Source organism: Phaeobacter sp. S60 (genome assembly GCF_000826845.1).
Taxonomy (GTDB): Bacteria; Pseudomonadota; Alphaproteobacteria; order Rhodobacterales; family Rhodobacteraceae; genus Phaeobacter; species Phaeobacter piscinae.
Genome location: NZ_JSWJ01000008.1, coordinates 147,437 through 173,939 on the forward strand (window position 1 = coordinate 147,437; position 26,503 = coordinate 173,939).

General features: G+C 60.6%; 30 protein-coding genes and 1 riboswitch. Of the genes, 10 read left to right on the forward strand and 20 right to left on the reverse strand.

Annotated elements, in window-relative coordinates:
- Positions 1-105: 105 nt before the first annotated feature.
- Both OO25_RS22490 and OO25_RS08440 read left to right on the forward strand, forming a co-directional pair.
- On the forward strand, positions 106-270 hold the full coding sequence (locus OO25_RS22490; RefSeq protein ID WP_040179635.1) for a DUF1328 domain-containing protein: 165 nt from the start codon (positions 106-108) through the stop codon (positions 268-270).
- Between the two features lie 175 nt (positions 271-445).
- The gene (locus OO25_RS08440; protein WP_040175425.1) at positions 446-943 is read left to right on the forward strand and encodes a Dps family protein; all 498 of its coding nucleotides are present in this window, start codon (positions 446-448) and stop codon (positions 941-943) included.
- A 106-nt stretch (positions 944-1,049) separates the two neighbouring features.
- On the opposite strand, the gene OO25_RS08445 is transcribed toward OO25_RS08440, so the two are convergent.
- Positions 1,050-1,865, reverse strand: coding sequence for a response regulator (locus OO25_RS08445; protein WP_040175424.1), 816 nt, complete (start codon positions 1,863-1,865; stop codon positions 1,050-1,052).
- 94 nt (positions 1,866-1,959) lie between these two features.
- Here OO25_RS08445 and OO25_RS08450 point away from each other — a divergent pair, with 94 nt between their 5' ends.
- From OO25_RS08450 to OO25_RS08465, 4 genes are read left to right on the forward strand one after another with little or no spacing between them, the layout of a single operon-like run.
- Complete coding sequence (locus tag OO25_RS08450) at positions 1,960-2,157, forward strand: NepR family anti-sigma factor (protein WP_040175422.1); 198 nt, start codon at positions 1,960-1,962, stop codon at positions 2,155-2,157.
- Positions 2,150-2,695 (forward strand): RNA polymerase sigma factor, encoded by a 546-nt coding sequence (locus tag OO25_RS08455; protein ID WP_040175420.1) that lies wholly within the window; start codon positions 2,150-2,152, stop codon positions 2,693-2,695. Before OO25_RS08450 ends, OO25_RS08455 begins: the two co-directional genes overlap by 8 nt.
- A 55-nt stretch (positions 2,696-2,750) precedes the next feature.
- Complete coding sequence (locus OO25_RS08460; RefSeq protein WP_242407007.1) at positions 2,751-4,475, forward strand: sensor histidine kinase; 1,725 nt, start codon at positions 2,751-2,753, stop codon at positions 4,473-4,475.
- Positions 4,450-5,967, forward strand: coding sequence for a phospholipase D family protein (locus OO25_RS08465; protein ID WP_040179637.1), 1,518 nt, complete (start codon positions 4,450-4,452; stop codon positions 5,965-5,967). The genes OO25_RS08460 and OO25_RS08465 overlap by 26 nt, the downstream gene beginning before the upstream one ends.
- Before the next feature lie 43 nt (positions 5,968-6,010).
- On the opposite strand, the gene OO25_RS08470 is transcribed toward OO25_RS08465, so the two are convergent.
- The 4 genes from OO25_RS08470 to OO25_RS08485 all read right to left on the reverse strand — a co-directional run bounded on the left by OO25_RS08470 (position 6,011) and on the right by OO25_RS08485 (position 8,751).
- Complete coding sequence (locus tag OO25_RS08470) at positions 6,011-7,033, reverse strand: AI-2E family transporter (RefSeq protein WP_040175416.1); 1,023 nt, start codon at positions 7,031-7,033, stop codon at positions 6,011-6,013.
- 62 nt (positions 7,034-7,095) lie between these two features.
- On the reverse strand, positions 7,096-7,830 hold the full coding sequence (locus tag OO25_RS08475; RefSeq protein WP_040175415.1) for a hypothetical protein: 735 nt from the start codon (positions 7,828-7,830) through the stop codon (positions 7,096-7,098).
- Entirely contained in the window at positions 7,823-8,233 is a 411-nt protein-coding gene (locus OO25_RS08480) for a phage holin family protein (protein ID WP_040179638.1), read from the reverse strand. The genes OO25_RS08475 and OO25_RS08480 overlap by 8 nt, the downstream gene beginning before the upstream one ends.
- A complete protein-coding gene (locus OO25_RS08485; RefSeq protein WP_040179640.1) occupies positions 8,233-8,751 on the reverse strand; it encodes a hypothetical protein in 519 nt (172 codons plus the stop codon). Before OO25_RS08485 ends, OO25_RS08480 begins: the two co-directional genes overlap by 1 nt.
- Before the next feature lie 216 nt (positions 8,752-8,967).
- Here OO25_RS08485 and OO25_RS08490 point away from each other — a divergent pair, with 216 nt between their 5' ends.
- The gene (locus OO25_RS08490) at positions 8,968-9,165 is read left to right on the forward strand and encodes a CsbD family protein (protein WP_040175412.1); all 198 of its coding nucleotides are present in this window, start codon (positions 8,968-8,970) and stop codon (positions 9,163-9,165) included.
- A 130-nt stretch (positions 9,166-9,295) separates the two neighbouring features.
- Positions 9,296-9,805: a pyridoxamine 5'-phosphate oxidase family protein gene (locus tag OO25_RS08495; RefSeq protein ID WP_040175411.1), complete on the forward strand. Its 510-nt coding sequence runs from the start codon at positions 9,296-9,298 to the stop codon at positions 9,803-9,805.
- Between the two features lie 92 nt (positions 9,806-9,897).
- Here the strand turns inward: OO25_RS08495 and OO25_RS08500 are convergent, their stop codons facing one another.
- From OO25_RS08500 to OO25_RS08515, 4 genes are all read right to left on the reverse strand, one after another.
- Positions 9,898-10,077 carry a PLDc N-terminal domain-containing protein gene (locus OO25_RS08500; RefSeq protein WP_040175409.1) on the reverse strand — a complete coding sequence of 60 codons (180 nt, stop codon included), beginning with the start codon at positions 10,075-10,077 and terminating at the stop codon, positions 9,898-9,900.
- A gap of 57 nt (positions 10,078-10,134) precedes the next feature.
- Positions 10,135-10,398, reverse strand: coding sequence for a Rho termination factor (locus OO25_RS08505; protein ID WP_040179641.1), 264 nt, complete (start codon positions 10,396-10,398; stop codon positions 10,135-10,137).
- Positions 10,399-10,486: 88 nt separating this feature from the next.
- Complete coding sequence (locus OO25_RS08510; RefSeq protein WP_040179766.1) at positions 10,487-11,959, reverse strand: mechanosensitive ion channel family protein; 1,473 nt, start codon at positions 11,957-11,959, stop codon at positions 10,487-10,489.
- Positions 11,960-12,164: 205 nt separating this feature from the next.
- Entirely contained in the window at positions 12,165-12,290 is a 126-nt protein-coding gene (locus OO25_RS08515) for an entericidin A/B family lipoprotein (protein ID WP_040179643.1), read from the reverse strand.
- A gap of 372 nt (positions 12,291-12,662) precedes the next feature.
- On the opposite strand from OO25_RS08515, the gene OO25_RS08520 reads away from it, so the two are divergent.
- Entirely contained in the window at positions 12,663-13,244 is a 582-nt protein-coding gene (locus tag OO25_RS08520; RefSeq protein WP_040175406.1) for an exopolysaccharide biosynthesis protein, read from the forward strand.
- Between the two features lie 7 nt (positions 13,245-13,251).
- Here OO25_RS08520 and OO25_RS08525 read toward each other — a convergent pair whose 3' ends face one another.
- Genes OO25_RS08525 through OO25_RS08545 form a run of 5 tightly spaced genes read right to left on the reverse strand, consistent with a single transcriptional unit; the run spans position 13,252 to position 19,130 of the window.
- Positions 13,252-14,532: an amidohydrolase family protein gene (locus OO25_RS08525; RefSeq protein ID WP_139044762.1), complete on the reverse strand. Its 1,281-nt coding sequence runs from the start codon at positions 14,530-14,532 to the stop codon at positions 13,252-13,254.
- Positions 14,532-15,476 (reverse strand): ABC transporter permease, encoded by a 945-nt coding sequence (locus tag OO25_RS08530; protein WP_040179645.1) that lies wholly within the window; start codon positions 15,474-15,476, stop codon positions 14,532-14,534. Before OO25_RS08530 ends, OO25_RS08525 begins: the two co-directional genes overlap by 1 nt.
- Position 15,477: 1 nt before the next feature.
- Complete coding sequence (locus OO25_RS08535) at positions 15,478-16,527, reverse strand: ABC transporter permease (RefSeq protein WP_040179647.1); 1,050 nt, start codon at positions 16,525-16,527, stop codon at positions 15,478-15,480.
- On the reverse strand, positions 16,517-18,085 hold the full coding sequence (locus OO25_RS08540; RefSeq protein ID WP_082035302.1) for an ABC transporter ATP-binding protein: 1,569 nt from the start codon (positions 18,083-18,085) through the stop codon (positions 16,517-16,519). The genes OO25_RS08535 and OO25_RS08540 overlap by 11 nt, the downstream gene beginning before the upstream one ends.
- Positions 18,086-18,098: 13 nt before the next feature.
- A complete protein-coding gene (locus tag OO25_RS08545) occupies positions 18,099-19,130 on the reverse strand; it encodes a BMP family protein (RefSeq protein WP_040179648.1) in 1,032 nt (343 codons plus the stop codon).
- 327 nt (positions 19,131-19,457) lie between these two features.
- Here OO25_RS08545 and OO25_RS08550 point away from each other — a divergent pair, with 327 nt between their 5' ends.
- Positions 19,458-19,805 (forward strand): RidA family protein, encoded by a 348-nt coding sequence (locus tag OO25_RS08550; protein WP_040175399.1) that lies wholly within the window; start codon positions 19,458-19,460, stop codon positions 19,803-19,805.
- A gap of 64 nt (positions 19,806-19,869) precedes the next feature.
- On the opposite strand, the gene OO25_RS08555 is transcribed toward OO25_RS08550, so the two are convergent.
- The 6 genes from OO25_RS08555 to paaZ form a co-directional block, all read right to left on the reverse strand.
- The gene (locus OO25_RS08555) at positions 19,870-20,961 is read right to left on the reverse strand and encodes an iron ABC transporter permease (RefSeq protein ID WP_040175398.1); all 1,092 of its coding nucleotides are present in this window, start codon (positions 20,959-20,961) and stop codon (positions 19,870-19,872) included.
- 1 nt (position 20,962) lies between these two features.
- The gene (locus OO25_RS08560; protein WP_040179649.1) at positions 20,963-21,943 is read right to left on the reverse strand and encodes an ABC transporter substrate-binding protein; all 981 of its coding nucleotides are present in this window, start codon (positions 21,941-21,943) and stop codon (positions 20,963-20,965) included.
- A gap of 14 nt (positions 21,944-21,957) precedes the next feature.
- A complete protein-coding gene (locus tag OO25_RS08565) occupies positions 21,958-22,743 on the reverse strand; it encodes an ABC transporter ATP-binding protein (RefSeq protein WP_040179651.1) in 786 nt (261 codons plus the stop codon).
- Positions 22,740-23,165 carry a DUF1636 domain-containing protein gene (locus OO25_RS08570; protein ID WP_040175393.1) on the reverse strand — a complete coding sequence of 142 codons (426 nt, stop codon included), beginning with the start codon at positions 23,163-23,165 and terminating at the stop codon, positions 22,740-22,742. Before OO25_RS08570 ends, OO25_RS08565 begins: the two co-directional genes overlap by 4 nt.
- Before the next feature lie 105 nt (positions 23,166-23,270).
- Positions 23,271-23,484: riboswitch (cobalamin riboswitch) on the reverse strand.
- Positions 23,485-23,553: 69 nt separating this feature from the next.
- Positions 23,554-24,378 (reverse strand): PaaX family transcriptional regulator C-terminal domain-containing protein, encoded by an 825-nt coding sequence (locus OO25_RS08575; RefSeq protein WP_040179652.1) that lies wholly within the window; start codon positions 24,376-24,378, stop codon positions 23,554-23,556.
- 66 nt (positions 24,379-24,444) lie between these two features.
- The gene (gene paaZ / locus OO25_RS08580) at positions 24,445-26,475 is read right to left on the reverse strand and encodes a phenylacetic acid degradation bifunctional protein PaaZ (protein ID WP_040179654.1); all 2,031 of its coding nucleotides are present in this window, start codon (positions 26,473-26,475) and stop codon (positions 24,445-24,447) included.
- Positions 26,476-26,503 lie beyond the last annotated feature (28 nt).

Below are 26,503 nucleotides of genomic sequence, written 5' to 3' on the forward strand. Positions count from 1 at the left end.
TTCCACCACTCAACGTCACAACGCGCCGAAGGTTCCATGGAACTATCGCCCCGCGCGTAGAGTTAGGCAGGTATCACAGCGCAACACGACACGAAGGAGACGATCATGCTCTATTGGGCACTGGTATTCCTCGTCGTCGCAGCCATCGCCGGCCTGTTTGGCTTTGGTGGGGTTGCGTCGGCCTCTGCAGGGGTTGCTCAGATCCTGTTCTTTATATTCCTTGTCCTCTTCGCCCTCGCGATGGTGGTCCAGGTGGTCAAAGGCAGGTGACATGCAATCGCTAATCCAAACCTGAGGCGGGCGGAAGCGCAGACTTCCGCCCGTTTTGTGTTCAGCTTGTCGTATCGGTCGACCGGTGGTCGGCCCGCCTGACAGAAAATAGGGAACCTCCGCTATCGACACACGTTGGGACAGCGATAACAACTCAGACATAGGAGACGATGAGATGAGCGAAGCGCTCTCAGTTGTGCCCAGCCGTGATGATGTTGCCACCGGCGTTCGCGACACTTCCGTAATTGCCAGCGGTATTGCAGACGTGCTGGCCGACACTTACCGGCTTGTTTTCAAGACCCACGCCTACCACTGGAATGTGGAAGGCCCGGCGTTTTTCTCGGTTCATAAGCTGACCGAAGCACAATACGAAAACATGTTTGCCGCAACCGATGAACTGGCTGAACGCATTCGCGCCTTGGGCCACCTGGCTCCCTCCAGCCTTGCTGATATCGTCAGCCGGTCCAATTTGGAAGACAAAGCCGGCGGGCTGACCGCAGCAGAGATGGTGGAGGATCTGGCGCATAGTCATGAACGGGTGGCGCATCGTTTGCATGCTCTCGCTGAACTGGCCGGAGAGCGCAAAGACATCGTAACGGAAGATCTGGCTACCGCGCGCTCCGCCTTTCACGAGCAGGCAGCCTGGATGTTGCGCGCCATCGCCAAGAGCTGAGGCGGCCTAGCGTGACAGCGACCGGCTCGTCGTCTTTCCATAGATGCTCAATAATAATAGCCGCCTGTTTCCAGGCGGCTATTTAAATTGCGATCTTTGGCACCGATTAGGCTTTGAGTGTTTCGGTGGATGAGAAGAACATCGCTTGGCTGACAGCCGACCGCACCTGATCCTCGGTGTAGGGCTTTGAGATCAGGAACGCAGGTTCTGGGCCTTCGCCAGTCAACAGCCGCTCTGGGAAGGCGGTAATAAAGATCACCGGACAGTCAAAATGCGCAGCCAGAATTTTGTTTACCGCATCAATGCCGCTGGAGTTATCCGCCAGTTGAATATCTGACAGGATTAGATCAGGCGTTTCCTCCTGCGCCAGCTTCAGCGCGGCATCCTCGGTACGGGCGATGCCTGTAACGCGGTGGCCCATGTCTGAAACGATGCCTTCTAGATCCATAGAGATGATTGCTTCATCCTCGATGATCATGATCCGACCGGAGGTGGATTTTGACATTTCGTGATAGGCGATCTTAACCAGTTCGCCCGCTTCCTCGGCGCCGATACTCATGATCTGTCCTACCTCGGCGATGCTGAAATCTTCAATCGTGTGAAGCAAAAGTGCCTCGCGAGTGTTGGGCGTGAGCCTGCTCAGATGCTTCTGTGCCTGCGTCTCCAGCCCGCTGTCGGGCTTATCGAACTCTACCGGGGCGCCGCTGGAGCTCCAGATTACATGGAAGGCGCGAAATAGGGCAACCTTTGCCTTCAGCTCCGGCTCAAAACGATCGGGCTCGGCAAGGATCGCCTCCAAAGTTGCAAGGGCATAGGTGTCACCGCTTGTCTGGCTCCCTGTCAGCGCGCGGGCGTAACGACGCAGAAATGGCAGGTTAGACCCAATCTGATTAGCAAGAACTTCTCCCGTCGGGGCGGTCATTTGATATGTCCCTTTTTTTCTGAATACATATGGAACCATACGCTTGGTGACTGCGTTTGGTTCCCGAGCCTACGTAAAAAAATAGTTGGATCGTATGGAAAAGCACAAGTCCACAGAAAAACGCAGCGATGCGGTCGAGCGCGAGATCGACAGCAATCTTAAAAAAGCTTTCGACACACTGGCGTCCGAACCAATCCCAGACCGCTTTGCTGACCTGCTGGATCAGCTGAAAGCAAAGGGAGCGACGCCAATAACGTCCTCTGGCAATGGCACAGGTGATACCAATGAGTGATCCAAGAGACGAGTTGGTCAATCATCTCGGCGCCATGCGCGCTTTTGCCATCAGCCTGACACGCAATACCGCGATGGCTGATGATTTGGTACAGGACACCTTGGTAAAGGCCTGGACCAACATCGAAAAATTCGAGGAGGGCTCTAATATGCGGGCCTGGCTCTTCACGATCCTGCGCAACACCTACTACTCTTTGCGCCGGAAACGTCGCCGTGAAGTCGAAGATGCCGATGGGGTTCTGTCCGAACAACTGTCGCAGAAGCCGGACCATGACGGGCGCCTCAATTTGCGCGATTTCAACGCAGCCTTTGCGCAATTGAACGATGAACAGCGCGAGGCGTTGGTGCTGGTGGGCGCGGGCGGCTTCTCCTACGAAGAAGCGGCGGAGACCTGCGGGGTCAAGGTGGGAACCATCAAGAGCCGCGTCAACCGCGGGCGCGCGCGTCTGGCTGAGCTGATGAACCTTGACGAGGACGAGCCGATGGAGCTGACGGATACAGTCACCGCCGGCATCGTGTCACAGCAAAGCGTGGCATAATATGAGGTTGGGGCGGGCACTGGCCGGCGGTTTGTTTCTTAGGCTTGCCGCTCTCATGACCTTGGCACTGTTGCCGCTGGGCATGATTGCCATCTATCAGACCTATTCGGTGATAGACGAGGCGGATCGCTTATCGCGCGTTGCCATTTTGGCGCGCGCGGAGCAGGCGGCTTTGGCAGAGCGCGAACTCCTTCAGCGTACAAACGGCGCTGCAGAGGCGCTAAGCGCGGTGACGCTCCCCCTGCGTGATCAGCCCGACGTCTGCAATGCGATGATGTCATCATTTGTGGCAGAGCAATCGGCCTATTCGTTCGCGGGCCTGGTTGACCCCGACGGACGGATTGTATGCAGCTCCAGCGGAGGTCAGGGCAGCATCGCCAATACCCCTATTTTCAAACGTGCGCTGTCTCGGAGGGCGCCGACTTATGGGGTCGGACGCAATCTCGACGGCAGCGATGGGTTCGAATTATCCCTTACACTCCCTGTGGATACTGAGGGCGGCACGGTCGGCTATCTCGTGCTGGCGATTCCCAATCGGCTGACGAGCAGCTTTTTCACCGATGACTGGAGGCTGGAAGGTATCCGCTTTGCCACGATCAACGAACAGGGCGAGATCTTGTCTGCGTCCGAACCCCTGTCGCAGGCTGGGTTAATTCTACCGCAGACATCGGAGCGCAGAGATTTGATGGCACGATCGGGCGAGACCTTCTTTGCGGTTTCAAATTCGGGAGAAAAGCGCTTCTTTGCCGTGAGTGATATCATCCCAGGCCAGATTGCAGTGGTCGGGAGTTGGCCTGCCACACAGGCCAAGGTGGCCACCGGCGCGGGTGGCTGGGTTTTTACGCTAGCCTTTCCGGTGTTGATGTGGCTTGCAGGAATGGGTGTTGGTGTCTTCGGCCTGCATCGTTTGGTGATCCGTCACCTGAGCGATCTGCGCACGGCGATGCGGCGATATGCCTTGGGGGAGCGCGAGCAGGCGCAGCTGGAACTCACCAACCCGCCTCGTGAATTTGCCGAGGCACAGCAGTCGTTCAACCGGATGGTCCTGATACTTAGCAAGGCAGAAGAGCGCCGTGAAATCGATCTGCGCGAGAAAACCATCCTCCTGCGCGAGATTCATCACCGGGTGAAGAACAATCTCCAACTGATTGCCTCTATCATGAATATGCAGGCCCGTACGGCACGCTCGGATGAGGCTCGCACGGTGCTGGCACAACTTCAGCGCAGGGTTCGTGGACTGGCGGCGATTCACCGATCCCTAAACACGAACCCCGACGTGACGACCGTTGATGCCGCGGAGTTGATCACGGCTCTGGCAAGGGAGGTCGCGGCGATGTCGCAAGGCTCTGATGAGGCTGTGACAATTGAAACCAAGTTGGAAAGAGTTCCGCTCAACCAAGATGACGCGGTAAACCTCTCCATGTTGGTTGCCGAGGCATTGACCAACGCGGCCAGATACGCTGCCGCGACCGAAGATGGACGGAGGGTTGTCCAGGTCTACTTTGGGGTAGAGCAGGGCGGGTTCTGCCGCCTTGAAATTCATAATGCTCTGGGTCCGCGGTGCGGCGTGGCTCATGAAGAGCGTCATTTTACCAGCGGGCTCGGAGCGCAGCTTATCAAAGCGTTCGTCGCGCAACTCAACGGTGAAGCCAAAACCACGGAAACCAAGACCAAGTTTACTTACGAAGTTATTTTCCCGCATAGCGATGATACCGCAGCGGAGAGGCTTGCGGAACAAAAGGGTGTAGATGACGATGCGGACCTCCGACATACCGGATGACACGACCGCTCCAGAGGTTTTTGAGGTTCTGGTAACGGCGGCGCAGGCGTGGCCCGCGTTCGAACGCGCGGTTCTAGGTGCTAGAAAAGAGGTGCGTGCCAGTTTCCGTATTTTCGATTTCTCGACTGCTCTGCTCAGTCCAGAGGCGCGTGCCATAGGTCAAACATGGGCTGATCTGGTCGAACATGTGGTGGCTCGAGGCGTGGATTTCCATTTGGTGATCAGTGATTTCGATCCGGTCATGGGGCCGGAACTGCACCGGAAGACCAAGCGCAGTGTGGCGCAGGCGCAGGAGATTGCAGCACGGTTGGCACGGCGTGCCACCGATGACCCGGTTGGACAACTGCAGGTCGAGGGCGCGATGCACCCGGCGCGCGCCGGCCTCCTGCCGCGCCTTGCCTTTGGCCCGTTTGTTAAGATGAGGCAGTCCCAGATCCCTGACAGGAGCAAAACCCCTTCTTCAAAGGCTGCTCCAGGCGATGAGGTCCTCCCGGAGGTCCGGCCGGTTACTCATCACCAGAAACTCGCGGTGATTGATGAGCGTCTCCTGTATGTTGGTGGATTGGATCTCAACGATCGGCGCCGGGACACGCTGAAACATGATATGCCGTCGCAAGAAACCTGGGCGGATGTGCAATTGCTGGTCAGCGGACCCGAGGCGCGGGAGGCCGCACATTATCTGCGCAATTTCCAACGCTACGTCGCTGGAAAGGAAACGCCGCCGGAAGGAAAGTACATCCGATGCACGATCTCTGCTCCGCGCCGCTTTGGGTTCTGGGCGGTGTCGCCCCGTACGGTATCGCGCGAGATAGAGGAGGATTACTTGGCGGCCTTCGAACGGGCAGAACATCTGATATATCTGGAGACCCAGTTTCTGCGTTCTAGCGTATTGGCCGATGGGTTGGCCGCCGCGGCCAAGCGCAACCCCAATCTCTCGCTGATATTGGTTTTGCCAGCGCTACCAGATGATGTGGCGTTCGAGGGCAACCGCGATCTTGATGCACGCTATGGAATGGCGTTGCAGAGTCAGGCTCTTGAGACGGTGCAGGCGGCCTTTGGCGCGCGGGCCACAATCGCAAGCCCCGTTCAGCCATTTCTGGCGGACCGCGAAGCGCCATCTGTGCTGGCAGGATCTCCCGTGATCTATGTGCACAGCAAGGTTTTGATTGTAGACGATAATTTCGCAATGATCGGATCTGCAAACATGAATGGTCGGTCCATGCGTTGGGATACGGAAGTGGCGCTGCGGATTACTGATCAACAGCGCGTCGCCAAGGCTTGGCAGGCGATGTGTTCCCATTGGTGGCACCAGGACCAGATGCCGGAGGAGGCCCGCGCAGTCGAAACTGCGGCTAACTGGTGGCATCGTGAAGTCCAACTCAACGGTGTCCGTCTGCCGCAGTCGCGCAGCGGTTTTCTGGTGCCACATGATCCGCAGAAGATGGCGGATCTGCAGCAACCGCTGCCGGGCGCTACCGAAGATGTGGTGTGAGAGCGGCGACGGAACTCGGCGATCACTGTCATGTTGAAACGGTTCAGCCGACCTCGTTTTTGCCGCCTGACGACATGCGTGCTTCCGCCGAAGAGCGTAGTAATTGCCCGATCCAGAGTAGCACAGGCAGGGCCACGATCGCCCCGACCGGCCCCCAGATCCACAGTCCGAACACAATGGCAAGAAACACCACCAACGGGCTCAGATGCAGCTGATGACCGACAAAGGCGGGCGTCACAAATTGTGCTTCTATCAGGTTGAGAGTCAAAAATAGCGCAGGGGGCATCAGCGCAGCTGCACCACCGAATTGCGTCATACCAACAAAGGTCAGCCCTGCGATCATCATCAGCGGGCCCAAATAGAGGATAAAATTCAACAGCATTGCCGCGAGCCCCCAGATCAGCGGGCTATCAATCCCAAGTGCGGCGAGCCCAATTGCAGTGGCGACACCTAAACCGGCGTTCACCAAGGTCACGGCGGCAAAGTATCGCGCGACCTCATGTTCCGCGCGATAGAGCCGTTGGCCTAGCGATCCGGCGGCTGCATAGATATCGGTCCGTGTCAGTACGAAGAAGAAAAGGGTGCCAATAAAAATGAACACCTGCGCACCAAAGTTGGGCGCCACCCAGAGCGCATCCATCAGTGTCGGAAATCCGGTAGTGACATCGGCGCTCGCAGCACCCGTGCCCACCGTTTGCTCGATCTCTTCGCTTATTGCCTCAATACCGCGCAACAGGCCCGACAACATGTAGACCCAGCTTTTGATCTCGCGCTTGATCTTTGGCAACTCTTCAACCACGCCTGAGATCAGCGGCTCAAGCGATAAAAATAACAGGACAATGATAGCGCAGGAAAACAGCAGCAGGCTGGCTGCGACGATAACGCGTGCGATGCCAACCCCTTGCAGCCGGTCTGCAAGCGGAGAAACCACGATACCGACGACCATCGCAAAAATTGCAGGCGCAAGAACAGATTTGGAAACGAATAGCGCAAGGCCAAGGGCGAGGGCTGTCAGAATGAGCAACATGATACGTGCGGCTCGGTCAGAGAGCATGGAATTCAACATCAGCAATGGCCTTGTGCAAAATGACCCCCTCCGACCCGGAGGGGGAAGGGGTCACGTCGGGATCAGTTGAGCGAGGCGTGCAAGGCGTCCCGCCCCTTGCTGACTTGATCGTGCAGAGCCGTTTCGCCCTTGTCGGCAAGTTTGCGCATCTCTTGCTGCATGATGTCGCGGGCCTCGGCCATCAGCGCGTCGCGTTTCTCGCCCAGTAGCGCGTCTTCTTGTCGGGTTTGAGGCAGCAGGGCCGCCGCAATAGCTCCAAGACCGAAGGCAAGTCCGCCGGCCACGAAAGGTTGAGCAGTAATTCCTTTCTGCGAAGCGTGGCTGAGCCTCGCCGCGCGGCGTTCCAGATCCTCTTGGATCTGGATTGCAGTCAGACGCGCTTTGCGGACCTGCTTACGCGCTTTTGGGGGGAGCTTGTCGAGCCCGTAATCCAATGCAGCACGTAGGCGCTTGGCGCTCGGACCTGTGCTGGCAACTGCGTGTTCCGCTGACACAACGCGCGGATGGGCAGGCGCTGGCTGCTGTGGGACACCGCCAGCCGCACGGCGCTGACCGGTGCCGGACATCAGAAGTGCGATACCCGTACCTACCAGTGCCAGTGCGGCCGGATTTGCCCGCGCAGTTGACCACAGCTGTTGCGAAATTTCTCCGCCGTAGTGGGACGCGGTGGCGGAGACCTGCGCTGCAATGCGATCAGGCGACAGGCTGACGGCCAGTGTATCAAGGGATTTGGACAGGGCCACGCGGTCGCGTGCCACATCAGTTTCAAGGTCGGTCAGATCGGGTGCATCAGGCATGGCGAGTTGTCTCCTTTAGTGTTTTCAAATCGCGCTGCACATTGCGCAGGCTTCGGTCCGGCATCAGCGCGGACGGGGACAGGCGATTGACGCCCAGCATGACAAGGCCCACGGCCAGTGCGATCAGTGGTCCACCGACAATCAGTGCGGCGGTGCCGACGCTCAGGCCAAGGGCAGCAATGGCTGCGACCAGAGCAGCGGCCAGCACGTGTAGGCCCACGATGGCCAGTACGGCGCCAACAGCGATCATCGCGAGCGCGAGCCCTGCGCGGGAAAGATTTCGGGACATCTCGGCTCGCATCAGGCGAACCTCATCCTGCATCAATTGAGACATCTGCTTCAGCACGGTCACAATAATACCCGGCGTCTCAGACGGGCCGGCCGCTGTGTTCTGCTCTTCCATCACGACACCCTCCGCGTGGTACCCGGCACATTGCCGCGACCAGCTTCGCCTATCATGGCGCTGTCAGCGTCATAGCCTCCCCACGGATCCCCGGAATAATCGTCTTCTTGGGCTGGGTTGTAGTTCCCGTCCGAGGCAGTAGCCTTCAGGAACCGGGTGGCGGCGAAGCCGAGCAGGGCGGCCCCACCAAGAAACAGCATCGGATTTCTACGCGCAAAATCGCTGGTGTCGCGCAGAACTTTGTCGAGATCGGCAGTTCGAACCTTGTCGGCGAACTGTTCAAGACCCTGGGCCAATTGCTGAGCGGCTTCGGCCTGCAGGGATCCTTCTGGCAGCTCGGAAGCCGCCGCATCTGCGGCGCGGGCCACGGCAGCGGCTTCACCGGCCGCCTGCGCCTGTGCCTCCTCAGCGCGGGCGCGCACCTCAGTCTGCAGAGTATCCTGTGCCTGTTCGGCCAGTTCGCTAGCGTGGTGCTTTGCTCGTTCGATGTGGGACGAGGTATTGCTGTTGTCGGTCATCTGCCTCTCCTGTTCTGTCTGGATGGCTCATGCTCTCAACGCCGACCAAGGCGGTTGGTTCCCGATCGTATCAACTGCCAGCTAGAGGGCCCTCCACAGCAGGTAAAAGATGAGGCGAGCTGTGGGCTGAGCGCAGCGGGCGAGCAAAATTTTCGGGAACCATGCTGATATCGGCACGTTGGTCTGGCGATGAGACAGAAAGGACAGGAGCAGAAAATGAACGAAGAGCAAATCAAAGGCAATTGGGCGACACTGAAGGGGAAATTCCACGAGGCCTACGGCGAGTTCACAGACGACGAGCTTGAGAAGGCCAAGGGAGATCGGGAACAGCTGGTCGGCCTGTTGCAAAGCAAATATGGTAAGGCCCGCGAAGAAGCTGAGCGCGAATTCGACAAGTTTTTTGCCTCGGTCTGACCGCACGCTCGCCTGACGCCAGAAACAACCACTGCAAGATCTGGCAGCAGCGTAGGGGGGGCGGGTCAGCACCTGCCACCCTGCGCATGTCTATTGGCAGATGCAAGTTTATGAAAAGAGGATTTCACCCGTGGCACGACAGACCGAGACGAAAGACGACGCGATTTCTCAACTCTGGCACCAACTGGAAAAACGCCGCACCTCTATGCTGGCGGTGCGCGACAGCAATCAACACCCACAGCCGATGACTCATTTCGCCGACGTAGAGAACGGCGCGATCTGGTTCATCAGCTCATCCGACAGCGATCTGGTCAAGGCAACCGGCCTTGGCGCTGACGCGCAGCTGACCTTTGTGTCGGATGGCCAAGACTATCACGCCAGCGTGCGCGGCCCGATTGAGGTCACCAATGACCCTGATAAGCTGGATGAGCTGTGGAGCTTTGCAGTTGGTGCCTGGTTCGAGAAGGGGCGCGATGATCCAAAGGTCACGCTATTGAGAATGACCCCGCGGGAGGCGGCGGTCTGGGCCTCGCAGGGCAACGCGGTTCTGGTCGGTCTGAAACTGCTGCGCGCCAGCATGAGCGAGACCGAAGGCCACCCGGACGTCGGCGTACACCACGTGCTTCAGCTCAATACCTGAGGTCGTTGCGGGCCTCCCGAACATGCAAAACAAACAGCGCCGTCTCGCAAAAGACGGCGCTGTTTTTGTATCATCGAAATAGAGCGCAGCGGCTAGCGCGCGCGCGGACCAAAAAGCAGCCAGCAGATGAACCCTAATATGGGCAGGATCAGAACAAAGACCACCCAGATGACCTTTTTGCCGGTGCTGGCGTTGGATCCGACAATTGATACGATTGCCCAGATCGATAACAGCAGGACAATAAGCCCGCCAATTCCAGCATATTCTACCATCTATCACGTCTCCTGGTTGAAAGGGGTTAGAGACCGCGCAGCGCGGGCCTGACCGTGTCAGCCGTTGCGCAAAGCCTTAATCAGTTCGTCTTTGTTCATGGTCGAACGCCCCTCAACCTCAATCTCGCGGGCGCGCTCCATCAACTCATCCTTGGTCCAATCCTCATATGGGGGCGATTTGCCGCCTTTTTCAGAGGGGGCCATATTGTCGTTGGCCTGGGCATTGGCGATCGCTGCGGCCTTGGACTTGCTATAGCCCTTGTCGCGCAGGGCATCATAGGTGCTGTCATTTTTAACGGAGGGGCTGTGGGTTTTTGCCATGGGATGCTCCTTTGTCTCTGGGGCAACGCAGAGACATCAGCGATTGTTCCGCAGAAACATCGGCCCACACGGTTGCGTTGTGCGAGGTTTATTCCGCTTTCTGACCCTCACTCAGCAGATCGCCACCGCCGTCGGGGGCGTTGCGTTCACGGGTGGCGGCTTCCTCATTGGCGTCCTCAACCCGCGCCGGATCAGCGGCTGCCGGAAGGGGGGTCTCTGCCGCAGCTGGTGCAGGTTGCGGCGACAGATCGGCGGCGTCACCACGCGGCTGATCGGTGATCGGCAACAGGCTGGCCGCTGCATTGGCATCCACGCGCAGGCGGTAGATCGGTTCCGGCAGACCAAATCCGTTGCTCTCCAGGGCGGTCTTGGCGGTGCGGATCGCCTCGCCGCGCGCCTTTAAGAAGCTGCTGCGGGTCTGGTCCACCCAGCCGGTGAAGGTCAAGATCACGTTGGAATCGCCCACTTCCTTGACCCAGGCCCCGACCGACGGATCGCGCAGCACGAAGGGCAGCGATTGCAACGCATCAACCGCGGTTGACAGCGCCCCCGCCAGATCGGCATCCGCATCTACCCCCAGCTCAAACTCAAACCGCCGGTTGGCGTCCCGTGTATAGTTCACAATCCGGCCCTTAAATACGGTCGCATTGGGGATGCGGATATGGTTGCCCTCCGGTGAGATCAGAATGGTCGCACGCGAGGTCAGCCGGGCCACAGTGCCCATATCGCCAGCAATCTCGACAAAATCATTCGGTCGGAAGGGTTGCCGCAGGCTCAGCAGGATTGAGGCGATGAAATTCTCTACCGTGTCGCGCACTGCAAAACCAACCGCGAGACCCGCCACACCTGCAGCCCCCAGAACCGCACCCAGCAACGCGGTTGCGTTGAGGATATCCAATGCTACCACCAGCCCCAGAATGATGAAGGCGATGCGGGCAACGGCGCTGTAGACCTCTGCGATAAAGGAATTGGGCGCCAGACGCTGCCAGATCCGCAGCCGGGTGGTGACCAGCCAACCAAAGGCGGAGATCATCACGAAGACCAGCATCGCAACAAAGAAGATCGGCGCATTGGCAATGATATTGCGGGTCCGCTCTTTCAGTCTTGAAAACGCAGAGTCCAGCCGCTCGTCCAGCCGACCGTTGACCAGGGTCTGGTTCTCAATCGCCACGACGCCGTCAATCCGCTCAATCATGGTGGTAAGTTGGGTCTGGCGCGCATTATCCAGCACCTCGCCCGCAAGGGTCACCACACCATTGGAGACTGAGACACCGACCTTATCAAACCCGTCGATTTCCCCCAGAAGTTCGACGATCCGGCGGCGGATCTGCGAATCCGGAGCCGCTTTGCCGTCCAGTTGGATGGCACTGTCGGTCTGAACCGGTTCGCTGCTGGTCTGGGCCGTCGCCAGAACCGGCATCAGCAAGGATATCACCAGGGTTGCTACCACCAAACCGTGCAACAGCATCTGCAGTGCGCGCTGGGGGCAGGGGATGCATGCCATGGTAGGGCGCGCGCCCAATACAGCGATGACTGGGCGGCGGGCAGGGAAGTCTGGCATGGGCATCCTCGGTCTGGGGCGCAGATGTGAAAGTTCGGCAGCGGATCGAAATCAAGGCGGGCTGCCGCACCGCAATGGTTCTGTGACTTCAGGGCTAGGTCAACCGTAGACGGGTGTAGATGTCACGACAAAATTCGCACGCTAACCTCAAATACAAAAACACCCCGCCAGAACCTATCTGACGGGGTGTTCGGGCGCAGTTGGTTTACTGCGCTTCCCGAGATTCTTCGGTAATGGCATCGCCAAGATCTGAGACGTCGCGGCCGAACCCTTCGGTGGTTTCGCAAGCGGCCAGACCGGCCAGAGCAAGAGCAGCAATGAAAAGTCGCATATCAATTTCCTTTCGTTTCGCGGCGCTGAGGCCGTGTCCAATCCGGAATGTCTCCCGGTCTTATGCGCGCCAGTCTGCGACCAGCGGAAGGGTGGGGCGCGGGGAGATTCCCGGTCGCAGCCACATTTTGACTCCGATCATCCAGAGCCCGTCCCGTCTCATCACGGGGTTGCGCTGGGCTAACGCCCTGCATGAGGAAACGGTTCCCGCGGGGCTGCGGGCTGCCTTGAAAAAACACAGCCGGGATTGGCGCTGGAGGTTGTTATACTGGCTTGGTTCGGCGGGTTGCGGCGCGGACACGACGGAACCACGGCGGCTTGAACACGTTTTGCCCGTATATCCGACGCGCGCCGCAAATAGGAGCTGCACAGAATGACCGCCGAAAACCAACCCGTTGCTGAGATGATCGACGCCACAACAGAGCTGCTTGAGGAAGACAGCATCAGCGTGGCGGACGTTGTGGAGGATTTGGGTCACTCGTCGATGTCGGCGACCCTGCTGCTCCCTGCAATGGCGGTCGTGTCCCCTCTCAGCGGGGTGCCGCTATTCTCCACAATCTGCGGGATGCTGATCTTCCTGATTGCAGGTCAGATGGCGTTGGGACGCGATCATCTCTGGTTGCCGGATTGGCTTCGAAGGCAGCGGGTCTCCTCTGACCGTGCGCGAAAGGTCCTGGGTCCGATGCGTCGCATGGCGCGATTTCTGGATCGTCACACGGAGGCCCGCGTCAAGATTTTGCTGCGGCAGCCTTTTCTGACAATCCCACGGGTCATCTGCGCGCTCTGCGGGCTGGCAATGCCCTTTCTGGAACTGGTGCCGTTCAGTTCCTCCACACTGGGAATCGTGGTCAGCAGCCTAGCGGTTGCGATGTTGACCCGCGACGGGTTGGTGATGCTGGTGGCCCTGCTGTTACTGGCCGCGGCGGCGGTCGGACTGCCGTATCTACTGCTCTGAAGTCAGGTCATCCGGGCCGTTGATGACGTCGCCGCACCTGTGCCGGGCGGCCGGGGATGGACAGAGCCGCATCGCCGCGCGCGCTTCGGCTGATCACCATGCCGCGTGAAATCACCGCAAGGCGCGCAGGCCGCAGACGCAGCGCCTCGGTCGGGGTGGCCGCATCCAGCACCACCAGCGATGCACGGTCACCTTTCTTCAGCCCATAGCCCTCCAGCCCCATGATGGCGGCATTGCTGTCGGTCACCATGGTGAAGCAATGGGCCATCTCATTCGGGTGGGTCATCTGCGCCACATGCATCCCCATGAAGGCCACATCCAGCATGTCCCCGGTGCCAAGGCTGTACCAGGGATCCAGCACGCAATCCTGCCCCCAGCCCACCGTGACACCTGCCTCCAGCAGTTCCTTCACCCGCGTCAACCCGCGTCGTTTGGGGAAACTGTCGTGCCGTCCCTGCAGGACGATATTGATCAGCGGATTGGGAATGGCCGCAATCTCAGCCTCGGCGATCAGCGGCAGCAGCTTGGAGACGTAGTAATTGTCCATCGAATGCATGGAGGTGAGGTGACTGCCCGCAACGCGTCCCTGTAACCCGTGCCGCAGGGTTTCCTGCGCCAAGGTTTCAATATGACGCGAGAGGGGGTCATCGGTCTCGTCGCAGTGGATATCAACCTGCAAACCCCGATCCGCCGCGATTTTGCAAAGGTCACGCAGCGAGTCCGCGCCGTCCTGCATGCTGCGTTCGAAATGTGGGATGCCACCAACCACATCGACCCCCATATCCAGTGCGCGGATCAGATTTTCGCGCCCGTTTTCAGCGCGATAGAGCCCGTCCTGTGGAAAGGCGACCAACTGCAGATCGATATACTCCTTCACGGCCTCGCGCACCTCCAGCATCGCGGTCACGCCCCGCAGGTGATCAGGGGTGGTATCCACATGGGTGCGGATCGCCAGCAACCCCATGCTGGCGGCCCAGTCGCAATAGGTCAGCGCGCGGCTGACCATATCCTCAACACTGGCCTCCTCGCGCAGCTCCCCCCAGAGACTGATCCCCTCCAGGAGCGTGCCGGAGGCGTTGACCCGTGGCAGCCCGTAGGATAGCGTCGCATCCATGTGGAAATGCGGATCGACAAATGGTGGCGCGACCAGTTCTCCGCTGGCATCAATGACTTCCGTCGCCTCGGCTGTGATGGAGGCCGCAACCTCGCTGATCCGATCGCCGGTGATGCCGATATCCGCGACAGAACCGTCGGGCAGGGTGCCGCCCTTGATCAACAGGTCCAACATCATCTCTCTCCCTTGTTGAATGGCACCATCAGCGCAGCAGGCACCTCGGCACGGCGCGACATCACGACCAGCGCCAGTATCGACAGAATATAGGGCAGCATCAGGAACAACTGATAGGGCACCACCGCGCCGATCCCGGTTTGTTGCAGGCGGATCTGCAGCGCATCAAAGGCGGCAAAAAGGATCGCGCCCAGCACCGCCTTGCCCGGTCGCCACGCGCCAAAGACCACCAGCGCAATGCAAATCCAGCCGCGCCCGTTCACCATGTCGAAGAAGAAGCTGTCAAAGGCCGAGAGCGTCAGAAACGCGCCGCCCACCGCCATAAACCCGCTGCCGACAATCACCGCGCCCATGCGGATCGCGGTCACCGACAGCCCCTGTGCGGCCACTGCCGACGGGTTCTCGCCTGCGGCCCGCACTGCAAGACCCAGCGGCGTCCGGTACAGCGTATAGGCGCACAGCCCGGCCAGCACAAAGGCGGCATAGGTCAGCGGTGTCTGGGAAAACAGCGCCGGGCCGAATAGCGGCAGGTCTGATAAGACCGGGATTTCATAGGGTTGGAAGGCGTCGATCTTGGGCGGTGAGGACACCTCTGGCAGCACCACGCGGTAGGTGTAGAAGGTCAGGGAGGTGGCCAGAAGTGTCAGCCCGATGCCGACCACATGCTGCGACAGCCCAAAAGGCACGCTGAGCGTGGCATGCAGCAGACCAAAACCCATGCCAGTTAGCAGCGCCACGCCTACCCCACCCCAAAGCGGCAGGCCCGCCCAGACGGCAATCCAACCGGAGAAGGCGCCAGCCACCATGATCCCTTCAATCCCGAGGTTCAGCACACCGGCGCGTTCGCAGATCAGTTCTCCCAATGTGGCGAAAATCAGTGGGGAGGCGATGCGGATGGCGGCGGCCCAGAAACTGGCGGAAAACAGGATTTCGAGGATGTCCATCTCAGTCCCTCCGCAGCCGGAATTTGCTCAAAAGGATCGCCAGCACCATCAGCAGCAGAGCAGAGGCCAACATGATATCGGCCAGATAACTCGGCACCCCGGCAGCACGGCTCATACTGTCCGCCCCGACGAAAATCGCCGCAACAAACAGCGCTGCAAACACCACGCCAAGGGGATGCAGCAGCGCCAGCATGGCGACAACGATGCCCGTGTAGCCAAAACCGGGGCTGAGATCGAGCGTCAGCGCCCCTTTCAGACCCGCCACCTCGGAATAGCCCGCCAACCCGGCCAGCCCCCCTGATAGCAGCGCGGTCTTCAGGATCACCCGCGTCACTGGAATACCAGCAAATCGAGCGGCTTCGGCGTTCTGGCCAACCGCGCGCATCTCATAGCCCAGCGTGGTGCGTGTATTGATCACCCAGATCGCGACCGCCGAAATCAGCGCCAGCGCAAACCCCCAGTGCAGTCGCAGCCCGTCAACCACGCGCGGCAGCCGGGCCTCGGGGCTCAGCCGTGGCGATTTCGGCCAGCCCATCCCCATCGGATCCTTCAGCGGCCCTTCCAGCAGGTAGGAGACAAACAGTAGAAAAATGAAGTTGAACAAGAGCGTAGTGACCACCTCATCCACCCCCAGGCGCGTTTTCAGCAGCGCGGGCCCCAGCAATAGCGCCGCCCCGGCGACCATAGCGGCCAGACCCAGAAGCGGCAGCAGCAGGGGCGCAGGCAGGGATAGCGCGCCGGTTCCCAGCACAACCGTGATCACCGCCCCAGCATAAAGCTGCGCCTCAGCGCCGATATTCCACAGCTTGGCGCGAAAGGCGACGGCAATGGCGAGGCCAGTAAAAATCAGCGGCGTTGCCCGGTTCAGCGTCTCAAGCAGCGCAAATTTCGACCCGAACGCCCCGGTCAGGATCAGGCCAAAGATCGACAGCGGCTCTCCGCCTGCAATCTGCGCCAGCAGCGCGGCAATGGCAAAGGTCGCCAACAGCGCCAGCGCAGGCGGCATCAGCCGCCGCGGCCAGCTTGGCGCGGCAATCGGTTCAAGCCGCATGGCCATCCTCCGTCTGTGGCGTATCAAAGCCATGACCGGCCATCCAAGCCCCCAGGTCTTCTGGCTGTTTAGAGCCTCGGGCAAACCCGGGGCTTAGACGCCCTTCGCTGATCACATGGATCACATCAGAAAGCTGCATGATTTCATCCAGATCCTCGGATATCAGCAGAACCGCCGCACCCCGGGCGCAGGCTTTGGCCAGCTGTTCATGCACATAGGTAACCGCGCCAATATCCAGCCCGCGCACCGGCTGATTGGCGAGGATGATCTGCGGGGCCTGCTCCAGCACGCGGCCAAGGATCAGCTTCTGCATATTGCCACCCGACAGCAGCCGGATGCGGGTGTCCGGGCCGGGGCAGCGGACATCATAGCCCGCGATCACGGTCTTCGCGAAGTCGCGCGCGGCCCGCCAGTCAAGCCAGCCCCGGTGGCTGAAACGGGTGGCGTAGGTTTCAAGGATTGCATTCTCCGTCAGATCGAAATCCGCGATTGTCCCGGTTTTGTGACGATCTTCGGGGATGCGGGCGATACCGGCGGTGATGGCTTTGCGTGGTGTCCAGTTGGCAATATCGCCGCCATTTAGAACCAAGCTGCCAGATTGCGGCGAGATCAGGCCTGAGATCAAATCCGACAGTGCCGCCTGTCCATTGCCAGAAACCCCGGCCAGCCCTGTGATTTGCCCTGCCGCCAGATCCAGCGAGACCCGCTGCAATCCGGGGGCTGCGCCGATGGTGGGGGTGGTGACGTCGCGCAACTGCAACAGGGCAGGGCCGGGTGTGTTGGCGGCAAATTTCGCCGGCACCACATCGGCCCCGACCATCAGCGCAGCCAGTTCGTCACTGTCAGTGTCAGCGGTCATTCGTTCTGCCACCAGTCTGCCATGGCGCAGCACCAGAACCCGATCTGAAATCGCCATCACCTCATGCAGTTTATGCGAGATGAAGATCACGGACAGCCCCAGGCTGATCGCTTCGCGCAGGGTCGCAAAGAGCGCATCGGCCTCCTGTGGAGTCAGGACCGCCGTCGGCTCGTCCAGAATGAGGATCCGCGCGTCCCGGTAGAGCGCCTTCAGGATCTCAACCCGCTGCCGTTCACCCACGGTGAGCCGGGACACCTTCGCGTTGGGATCGACCTTCAGGTGAAACTGTTCGGCCAGCGCGCGGATGCGGGCCTTGGCCGATCCGGCGCGCAGGCCGAAACCCAGCAACGGTTCTACACCAAGGGTGATGTTTTCCCAGACCGTCAGGTTGTCCGCCAGCGTGAAATGTTGATGCACCATGCCGACGCCGCCATCCAAGGCGGCGCGCGGCGCACCGGGCGGCAGGGGGGCGCCAAACAGCTCCACGCCGCCGCCATCCGCCGTGTACTGACCAAACAAAATGTTCATCAGCGTGGTCTTGCCCGCCCCGTTTTCCCCAAGCAGGGCAATAACTTCGCCCGAAAACAGATCAAAGCTCACGTCATCGTTTGCGGTGACACTGCCAAAGCGTTTGGTGATGTTCTGCAGGCGCAACACCGGGGCGTTGCCCGGTGCCGCCGCCATTTTATCCGACGCCATGCGCGGCCCCCCGTCAGGAGGACGCAGGCTCAGCGTCGTTGATTTCCACCTCGTAGGAGCCATCCTTGATGGCCGCCGTGCGGCTGGCGATCAGGTCCAGTGCCTTCTGAGGGATCTTTCCTTCAAAGGTGCCAAATGGGGCTAGCGAGGCGCCACCCTCCTTCATGAAGGAATAGACGCCGTAGTCCGCCGCGGTGAAGCTGCCATCCCGTACCTTGTCAATTGCGGCATCTAACGTTGGCTCAAAATGCCACAGGGCCGAGGCCGCCACCGTGCTGGGGTAGTCGCCCTGCGTGTCGATCACATTGCCGATGGCCAGAACGCCCTTTTCCTTGGCTGCATCCGACACTCCAAAGCGTTCCGCATAAAGCATGTCGGCGCCGTTCTCGATCATCGCAAAGGCGGTTTCTTTGGCCTTTGGCGGATCAAACCAGCTGCCGATGAAGGAGACCTGGAATGTGATATCGGGATTCATCTCCCGCGCACCCGCCATAAAGGCGTGCATCAAGCGGTTCACCTCAGGGATGGGAAAGCCGCCGACCATGCCGATATTGCCGCTCTCGGACATAGCACCAGCCACGATACCCGACAGGTAGGACGCATCCTGAATATAATTGTCGAACACCGCCAGATTGGGCAGGGCGGGATCTTCCTTGAAAGAGCTTCCCATCAGGAAGGCCACATCGGGGTAATCTGCGGCCACTTCGCGGGCCTCGGCCTCGACGCCGAAAATCTCACCGATGATCAGTTTGTGACCCTGTTCGGCATACTCCCGCATCACGCGCGGGTAATCGGTGTTCGAGGTGTTCTCGGAGAACGTATAGGTGATATCACCGCGATCCTTTGCCGCGAGGGCGGCAACGTGGATGCGGCTGACCCACTGTTGCTCGACGGGCACCGTGTAAATGCCGGCAACCTTGATCGGTTCTGCGGCCTGTGCCTGCCCAGCCAGCGAGAGTCCGAACCCAACGGTTAGCGCGCCAGCGGCACAGCTGAGCAGAAACTGGCGGCGCGACATCCGCGCGCGGGTCTTGGTCGATGTCATGTCATTTCCCCCTGTCGATGGCCCTGCGGTGTTGCAGGCTCTTTTGGAACGTCGCCGGTCAAGCCCGCGTGTTGTCGACGCTAGGGGCTCGGTCGTGAGCCCGGCAATACGCGCCATGTGTTCCGCTGGGAAAACTATAGGGGTGCGCTTCTATTTTCGGCAAGGACGAATTCAAATATCAAAATTTGTGCGTTATTTGAACGACTTGCTAGGGGTGAGTTGCTGGCGGCTGAGGTTCGTCTCAGGGTCCATTGCCATGCCAAGGCCGGACCGATATCCCTGATGCAGACCCGCCCTCCGGCGTGGCCGTCACCGAACGAGGAACATATGACACAGATCGAACGCAGCCATACCGGCCCCCGCATGAGCCAGATCGTCAAACATGGCGAGACCATTTATCTGGCCGGTCAGGTCGGCACCGCAGGCGCCAGCGTTGCTCAGCAGACGCAGGATTGCCTCGACAAGATCGACACGCTCCTGGCCGAGGCAGGCAGCGACAAATCCCGTATCCTGCAATGCACGATCTGGCTCTCGGATATGGCCGATTTTGCGGCGATGAACGCGGTCTGGGACGCTTGGGTCCCCGAAGGGCAGACCCCGGCGCGGGCCTGCGGCGAGGCAAAGCTGGCGCGGCCCGACTTCTTGGTTGAAATGATCGTGGTTGCCGCGGCCTGACCTCCGCAATTGCAAAAGGCCCCCGATGCGCCGGGGGCCTTGGCTGTCTGTTGTCGCAGCAGACCTAGCGTCGCCGCAGCAGCCAGATGAAGAACACACCGCCCACCAGACCCGTGACCAGCCCAATCGGCATATCCTCCGGCGCCATCAGGGTGCGGGCGGCAATATCGGCGGCGACCAGAAACAACCCACCAAACAGTGCGGACACCGGCAGCACCCGGCGGTGATCTCCGCCGACGATCAGCCGGGCCACATGCGGAACGATCAATCCGACAAAGCCGATCATGCCGGAGAATGCGACCATCACCCCGGTGATCAGCGCGCCGACGCAGAAGGTCATCAGGCGAAACCGCGCCACCGGGATGCCCAGCGTCGTGGCTGTCTCGTCCCCGACTGTCATTGCGTTCAGATCGCCAGAGCGGGACCAGAGCCAGCCGCCGCAGAGCACAAGCACCACCAGAGGATAGGCCAAATGGCTCCACTGGGCGAGGCCAAGCCCTCCCAGCATCCAGAAGACCACGGTATGGGTTGCGCGCGGATCTCCTAGGAAAATCAGCACATTGGCCCCTGCCATAACGACAAAGGACACCGCCACACCCACCAGCACCAGCCGGTCTGCGGTGGTCGCCTCGGCAAAGCGGGAAACAGCTAGCACCAGCGCCGTGGCCGCAAGGGCGCCGACAAACGCCAGCAGGGGCACCGTCAGCAATCCCAGAAACAAACCGGTATGCAGCAGCGCCAGAATCGCACCAAAGGCGCCGCCGGCCGAGATGCCCAGCAGATGCGGATCGGCCAGAGGGTTGCGGGTCACCGCCTGCAGGCTGGCCCCCACCATGGCAAGCCCAGCGCCGACCATCATCGCCAGCAGGGCACGGGGAAACCGGATGTCCCAGACAATCGCCGCCTGTCCCTTGCTCCAGCTCACATCAAATACACCGTCTGCCGCAAGCGCTGATCCGTGGGTCAGCTTGTGGGCGACGATACCCCAGACGGAGGTCAGCGGAATACCAACAGCGCCCACAGAAACGGCAATCGATAGGGTCAGGGCCGTCAGAACGGCCCCACCCAGAATCCAGGCCAGCCGCCCGCGCAGGCGCCGCCGGGCGCGCGCGCTGAGGCGCGGCTCAGATGCGGGATGTGCGTGGGCGGTAGGCATATCAGTTGCTTACCGCATCCGTGCGCGCCGCGTCAAAGCTGGTCGCCAACGTCTTGATCGCGCGGATGTTGCGCGGGCCGGGCGTGGCTTCGACGTACTCAAGGGTCACAAAACGGTCGTTCTTCACCGCGTCGATCTCTGCAAAGGCCGGGTTGCTCCGCATGAAGGCACGCTTCTCTTCAGCCGTGACCGACCCGTAGTTCACGATGACGATCACCTCGGGATTGCGCTCCACCACGGCCTCCCAAGTCACGGTGGCCCAGCTTTTCTCCAGATCATCCATGATGTTGCTGCCGCCGGCCGCCTCGATCAGCGCGGTGGGCATGGCGTATTTGCCTGCGGTGAACGGCGTGTCCTCGCCGCTGTCATAGACAAAGACGCGCAGCGGGTCGCTGGCCTCGGCACGATCCTTGGCAAAGGCTGCCAACTCGTCCTTGTACCCCGCAACCAATGCCTCGGCGGTGTCTTCAACGGCAAAGATGCGGCCGAGGTTCAGCAGGTCATTATACATGTCATCCATGCTGACCTTGGCCTTCTCGCCGATGTGGATGCAGCTTTCGGTCAGTTCATAGACCTTGATGTCAAAGGGCGCGAGGGTCTCGGGCGTGACTTCTCCGCCCACCTTCATGCCGTAGTTCCAGCCGGCAAAGAAGAAATCCGCATCGGCGCCGATCAGCACCTCCTTTGAGGGGTATTTCGCCGACAGCTCCGGCAATTCCGCAACGCCTGCGCGCATCACCGGATCCAATGTCTTCCAGCCGGAAATCCCGGTGTAGCCCACCATCCGGTCGGCCAACCCCAGCGCCAGCATCATCTCGGTCAGGTTAACGTCATTGGAGATGGCACGCTGCGGCGGGGCATCAAATGTCACGCTGCGGTTGCAGCTCTCTACCGTGGTCTCTGCCTGCGCCATCGGGGCGAGGGAGACGGCCATAACACCGGCGGCGAGCAGCTGCGTCACTGTGGGAAAACGGGCAGTCATAGTCAGGGGTATCCTTATGAAACAGGGAGGTGAAAGGTCAGGTGATCCTGCCCGGAGGGGGTCAGGGTTTCGCGTCTGGCAGCGACGTTGAAGACCCGGCTAACGGTGTCCTCGCTCAGCACGTCCTGCGGCGCACCAAAGGCCAGCTGGCGGCCCTCGGACATCAACAGAATTTCGTCACAGGCACCGGCTGCGATGTTCAGATCATGTAGGCTGGTGACAATGGTCACATCCAGATCCCGGATCAGGTCCAGCACATCCAGCTGATGGCGGATATCCAGATGGTTGGTCGGCTCGTCCAGCACCAGAAGTGCGGGTTCCTGCGCCAGTGCCCGCGCCACCATGACCCGCTGACGTTCGCCACCCGAGAGGGTGCCAAAGGCCCGGTCAGCCATGCTGTAAAGGTCGAGACGGTCCAGCATCCCCTCAATGATCGCCGCATCGCGTGCGCCCGGCGTTGCAAACCCGGAGCGATAGGGCGCCCGTCCCAGGGCAACGATCTCCGCCACAGTCAGGGCAAAATCGGTGGGTTGTTCCTGCAGCACGGCAGCAACGCGCTGCGCGGCAGCTTTCGGGGGCAAGGCCCAGATATCACTGTCCCCAACCGCAACCTTGCCGCTGCGCGGCTGGTTGAAGCGGTAGATCACCCGCAGCAGGCTGGATTTTCCGGCACCATTGGGGCCAACCACACCCAGCACACGGCCCGCATCCAGATGAAAGCTGACCGGATGCAGGATCAGCGGTGCCGTACGGCCCGGCCCCCAGCTGACGTCTGTCACAGTGAGCGCGGCTGCGGTCATTCGGCAGGCTCCATCGGCGCGGTTGTTTTTGCCATGTCGGCTTTTGTCGGGGCGGCGGGGAACAGGGCCGGGATGCGCGACAGAGTGGAGCGGCGCAGTTTTCCGGGGCGATCAACCGAACTGCACCATCCGTCCGCGAGCACCTTGTAGAGATCGGCAAAATGCAGAATGTCCGCCAGATCGTCCTGAAGGTTAAGATCGCCAAACACATAGCTGGCCTTGCCCTCGGCCTGAAATCCGACAGTGCAGGGATGGCTGCATCCGGCCATACAGGCCACGCCCGCCACCTCCACCACGGTATCGCCGCGCCGGTCAAGCTCGCTGCGCAAAGCGTCAATCAATTGCGGCCCCGGACGGGTGCCGGGGTCTGTCCCTTTGCAGGATGTACACACCAGAATGCGGTGCCGTGCTGTCCCGTCCATAGCGCCCTCCGCGCAATCCGGTCAGGGGACAAAGGGGGAAGGGGACCAGCCACGCCAAAGCGTCGTGCCGCATCACCCTGCCCGCCGGAACACCCCGTCCGGTTCAATAGGTTTCCTGTGGATGGCAGGTCTCCTGACTTGCGGGTTGCTGCGGGCCTCGGCCTTCCCGGCCAAAGGCCAGTGGTCTATCGAGGTCGCTCACCGCTCACAGTTGCGGGGGCAGTCGTGGATTTGGCGCCTTTTGGCTACACCACACCACGTTCCCTTTTCATCCCGTGACCGCTTTGGGGCCGTGGGAACCATCTGCGACTTTGGGTAGATTTCTCGCCAGGGTTTGTAAAGAAAAATCATCACCGCTGCACCGTCGGGCGCAAGTGGGGGCTGCCTTTCAGGGGGCGTCGGCCGCGATCAGCTCACCAATTGGGTTGAGCCGGGGGCGCGGCAGGTGCTGCAACAGCGATGCGACACGCTGGCGGCAGTGTTCTCCGGCCCAGTCCTTGGGATGAAAGCGGGGCGGCAAATCCGGATGCCGCAATACCACACGGCGCCAGCGATGCACGATCAGGGTGCGCAGCGTGGCGATCTGTGCCGGGTCAAGGGCATTTGCATCCGCATCAAGCTCCGGCGGTTTGACGCCGCATAAGGTGCTGTCGAGCCGGGCACAGGCCAGTTTCAGATCTTCTGGAAACAGCCGCTGGCGCAGCCAGTCTGGCACGGCCAGATCCGGTTGATCAACCACCAGAAATCGGTCCCTCTCCCGTGGCAGGGGGCCATGGCCGAGCACGGTAGAGCGGTTGACCGCGACGTAATTTGGCTGCTGCAACAGCCCATCCAGCGCGCCGCCTTGCCCGTCCTGTGCAATCAGCAGATGCCAGTCATCGGGGGTGGGTGTCGCCGGAGCATAGATGCGCGGGGTGACAGCAGCGGACTGGCTGCGGCCCATCGGGGTCAGGAAATGCACCGACGCGCGGCCTGAGCGCGTGCTGTCGATCCAGCCGTCCTTGCGCAGCCGATGCAAGGCAACGCGGATTGCCTCAGGCTTGATCCCCATCGGGGTGATGATCCGGGTGAGGGCGCTGCCGCCAATCTGGTCTCCGTCCCGCTGCGCCAGATCGCCAAAAAGCGAGACGATAATCGACCAGACCCGCTGGTTCTGCGGATCGCTCAGGGCAGCTACGGTGGTGTCGAACCAAGAGATCTGTGCGTCGGTCATATATAATAGATAAGTCGCCCGGCCCGGATAGGCCAGACCGGACGACCGTCTGATGACAGGGGCCGATCAGAACGCGTTCATGGTCAGCAGGTCATATTCGGCGGCAATTTCATCATCCTGATTGGTCAGGGTGACATGCCAGCGCACCTCGCCGTATTCCTCGTTACGAGGGGTCTTCTTCTTGACGGTCAGGCGCACCTTGATGCTGTCGTCCGCGGAAACAGGCTTCATGAACCGCAGATTGTCGAGCCCGGTATTTGCCAGCACTGGCCCCTCATCTGGTTGTACAAACAGCCCGGCGGCAAAACTGATCAACAGATATCCATGGGCCACACGACCGGGGAAGAACGGGTTCCGCGCGGCAGCTTCGTCATCCATATGGGCATAGAAGGTATCGCCGGTGAAATGGGCAAAGGTCTCGATGTCCTCCAGCGTGATCTGGCGCGCAGCGCTGTGCAGGGTTTCTCCCAACTGCAGATCACCGAATTTGCGGGTAAAGGGATGCACCTTGGCGGCGATCTCTGTGCCACCCGGCACCCATTGTTCGCCAATCGCTGACAAGATGTCGGGGGAGCCCTGAATGGCGGTGCGCTGCATGTAATGTTTGACACCGCGCACGCCGCCCAGTTCCTCGCCGCCGCCAGCACGACCTGGCCCGCCATGCACCATATGGGGCAGGGGGGAGCCATGGCCCGTCGATTCCTTCATCGAGTCGCGGTTGTTGAAGTAAAGCCGCCCGTGATAGGCGCCCGCCCCCAGCGCGACCTCGCGGGCCACCTCTGTATCATGGGTGATGACGGAGGCCACCAGTGACCCTTCGCCGCGATTGGCCAGTGTGATGGCGTGGCCCAGATCGCGGTAGCCCATGATGGTTGAGACCGGGCCGAAGGCTTCGGTGTCATGGACGCGCTGTGCCGTGTCCGGATCAGCGCAGTGGAACAGCATCGGCGGCACAAAGGCGCCTTTCTCAGCATCGACGCCCACAACCTCAAATCCGTCAGGATCGCCATAAACGCGGGTCGCCTCCTGGCCGATGATCGCGGCCTTTTCCAGCACGTCGCGCTTCTGGCCGCTGGAAACCAGCGCCCCCATGCGGGTTCCCTCAAGACGCGGATCGCCGATTTGCGTCTTTGCCAGCCGCGCTGACAGGGCGTCGATCACCGCCTCCACCTGGGCCTCCGGCGCGATGATCCGGCGGATTGCGGTACATTTCTGACCCGCCTTGGTGGTCATCTCGCGGCAGACCTCCTTGACGAATAAATCAAATTCTGGCGTTCCCGGCTGCGCGTCGGGGCCAAGAATAGACGCGTTGAGGCTGTCCTGTTCGGCCACAAACCGCACGGAGTTTTTCAGGATCACCGGGTTGGCACGCAGCTTCAGCGCGGTATCGGCGGAGCCGGTGAAACTGACCACATCCTGCATGCCAAGATGGTCGAGCATGTCGCCAAGGCCACCGGACACCAGCTGCAGCGCGCCCTCGGGTAGAATGCCGGACTCCAGCATCAACCGCACCGCCAGTTCGGTGACATAGCAGGTGGCGGTGGCTGGTTTCACAATGGCCGGAACACCGGCAAGCAGGGTCGGAGCCAGTTTTTCCAACATCCCCCAGACCGGGAAGTTGAAGGCGTTGATATGCACCGCAACCCCTTGCAATGGCGTGCAGATATGCTGGCCAAGGAAGGTACCATTGCGCGACAGCTGCTCAACATCACCGTCCAGATAGACATGGGCATCCGGCATCTCGCGCCGGCCCTTGGAGGCGAAAACGAACATGGTGCCGATGCCGCCGTCGATATCGATCATATGGTCGGCCTGCGTGGCGCCAGTATCGAATGACAGATCATAGAGCGCTTGTTTGTGCTGGTTCAGATGCCCCGCCAGCGCCTTCAGCATCCGGGCGCGGTCATGGAAGGTCAGTTTGCGCAAAGAGGGGCCGCCCACCGTGCGGGCATAATCCAGCATCCCCTGCACATCCAGCGCGTCATTGCCCGCCTGCGCAAGCGGCGCACCTGTGATTGCACTGGCAATGTTGCGCGCGCCTGCACCCGGTTCAATCCACTGGCCAGCGGCAAAACTGGAAACATCAAGAAGGCTCATGGGCGGGTTCCTTTGCGTCTGGACCGGG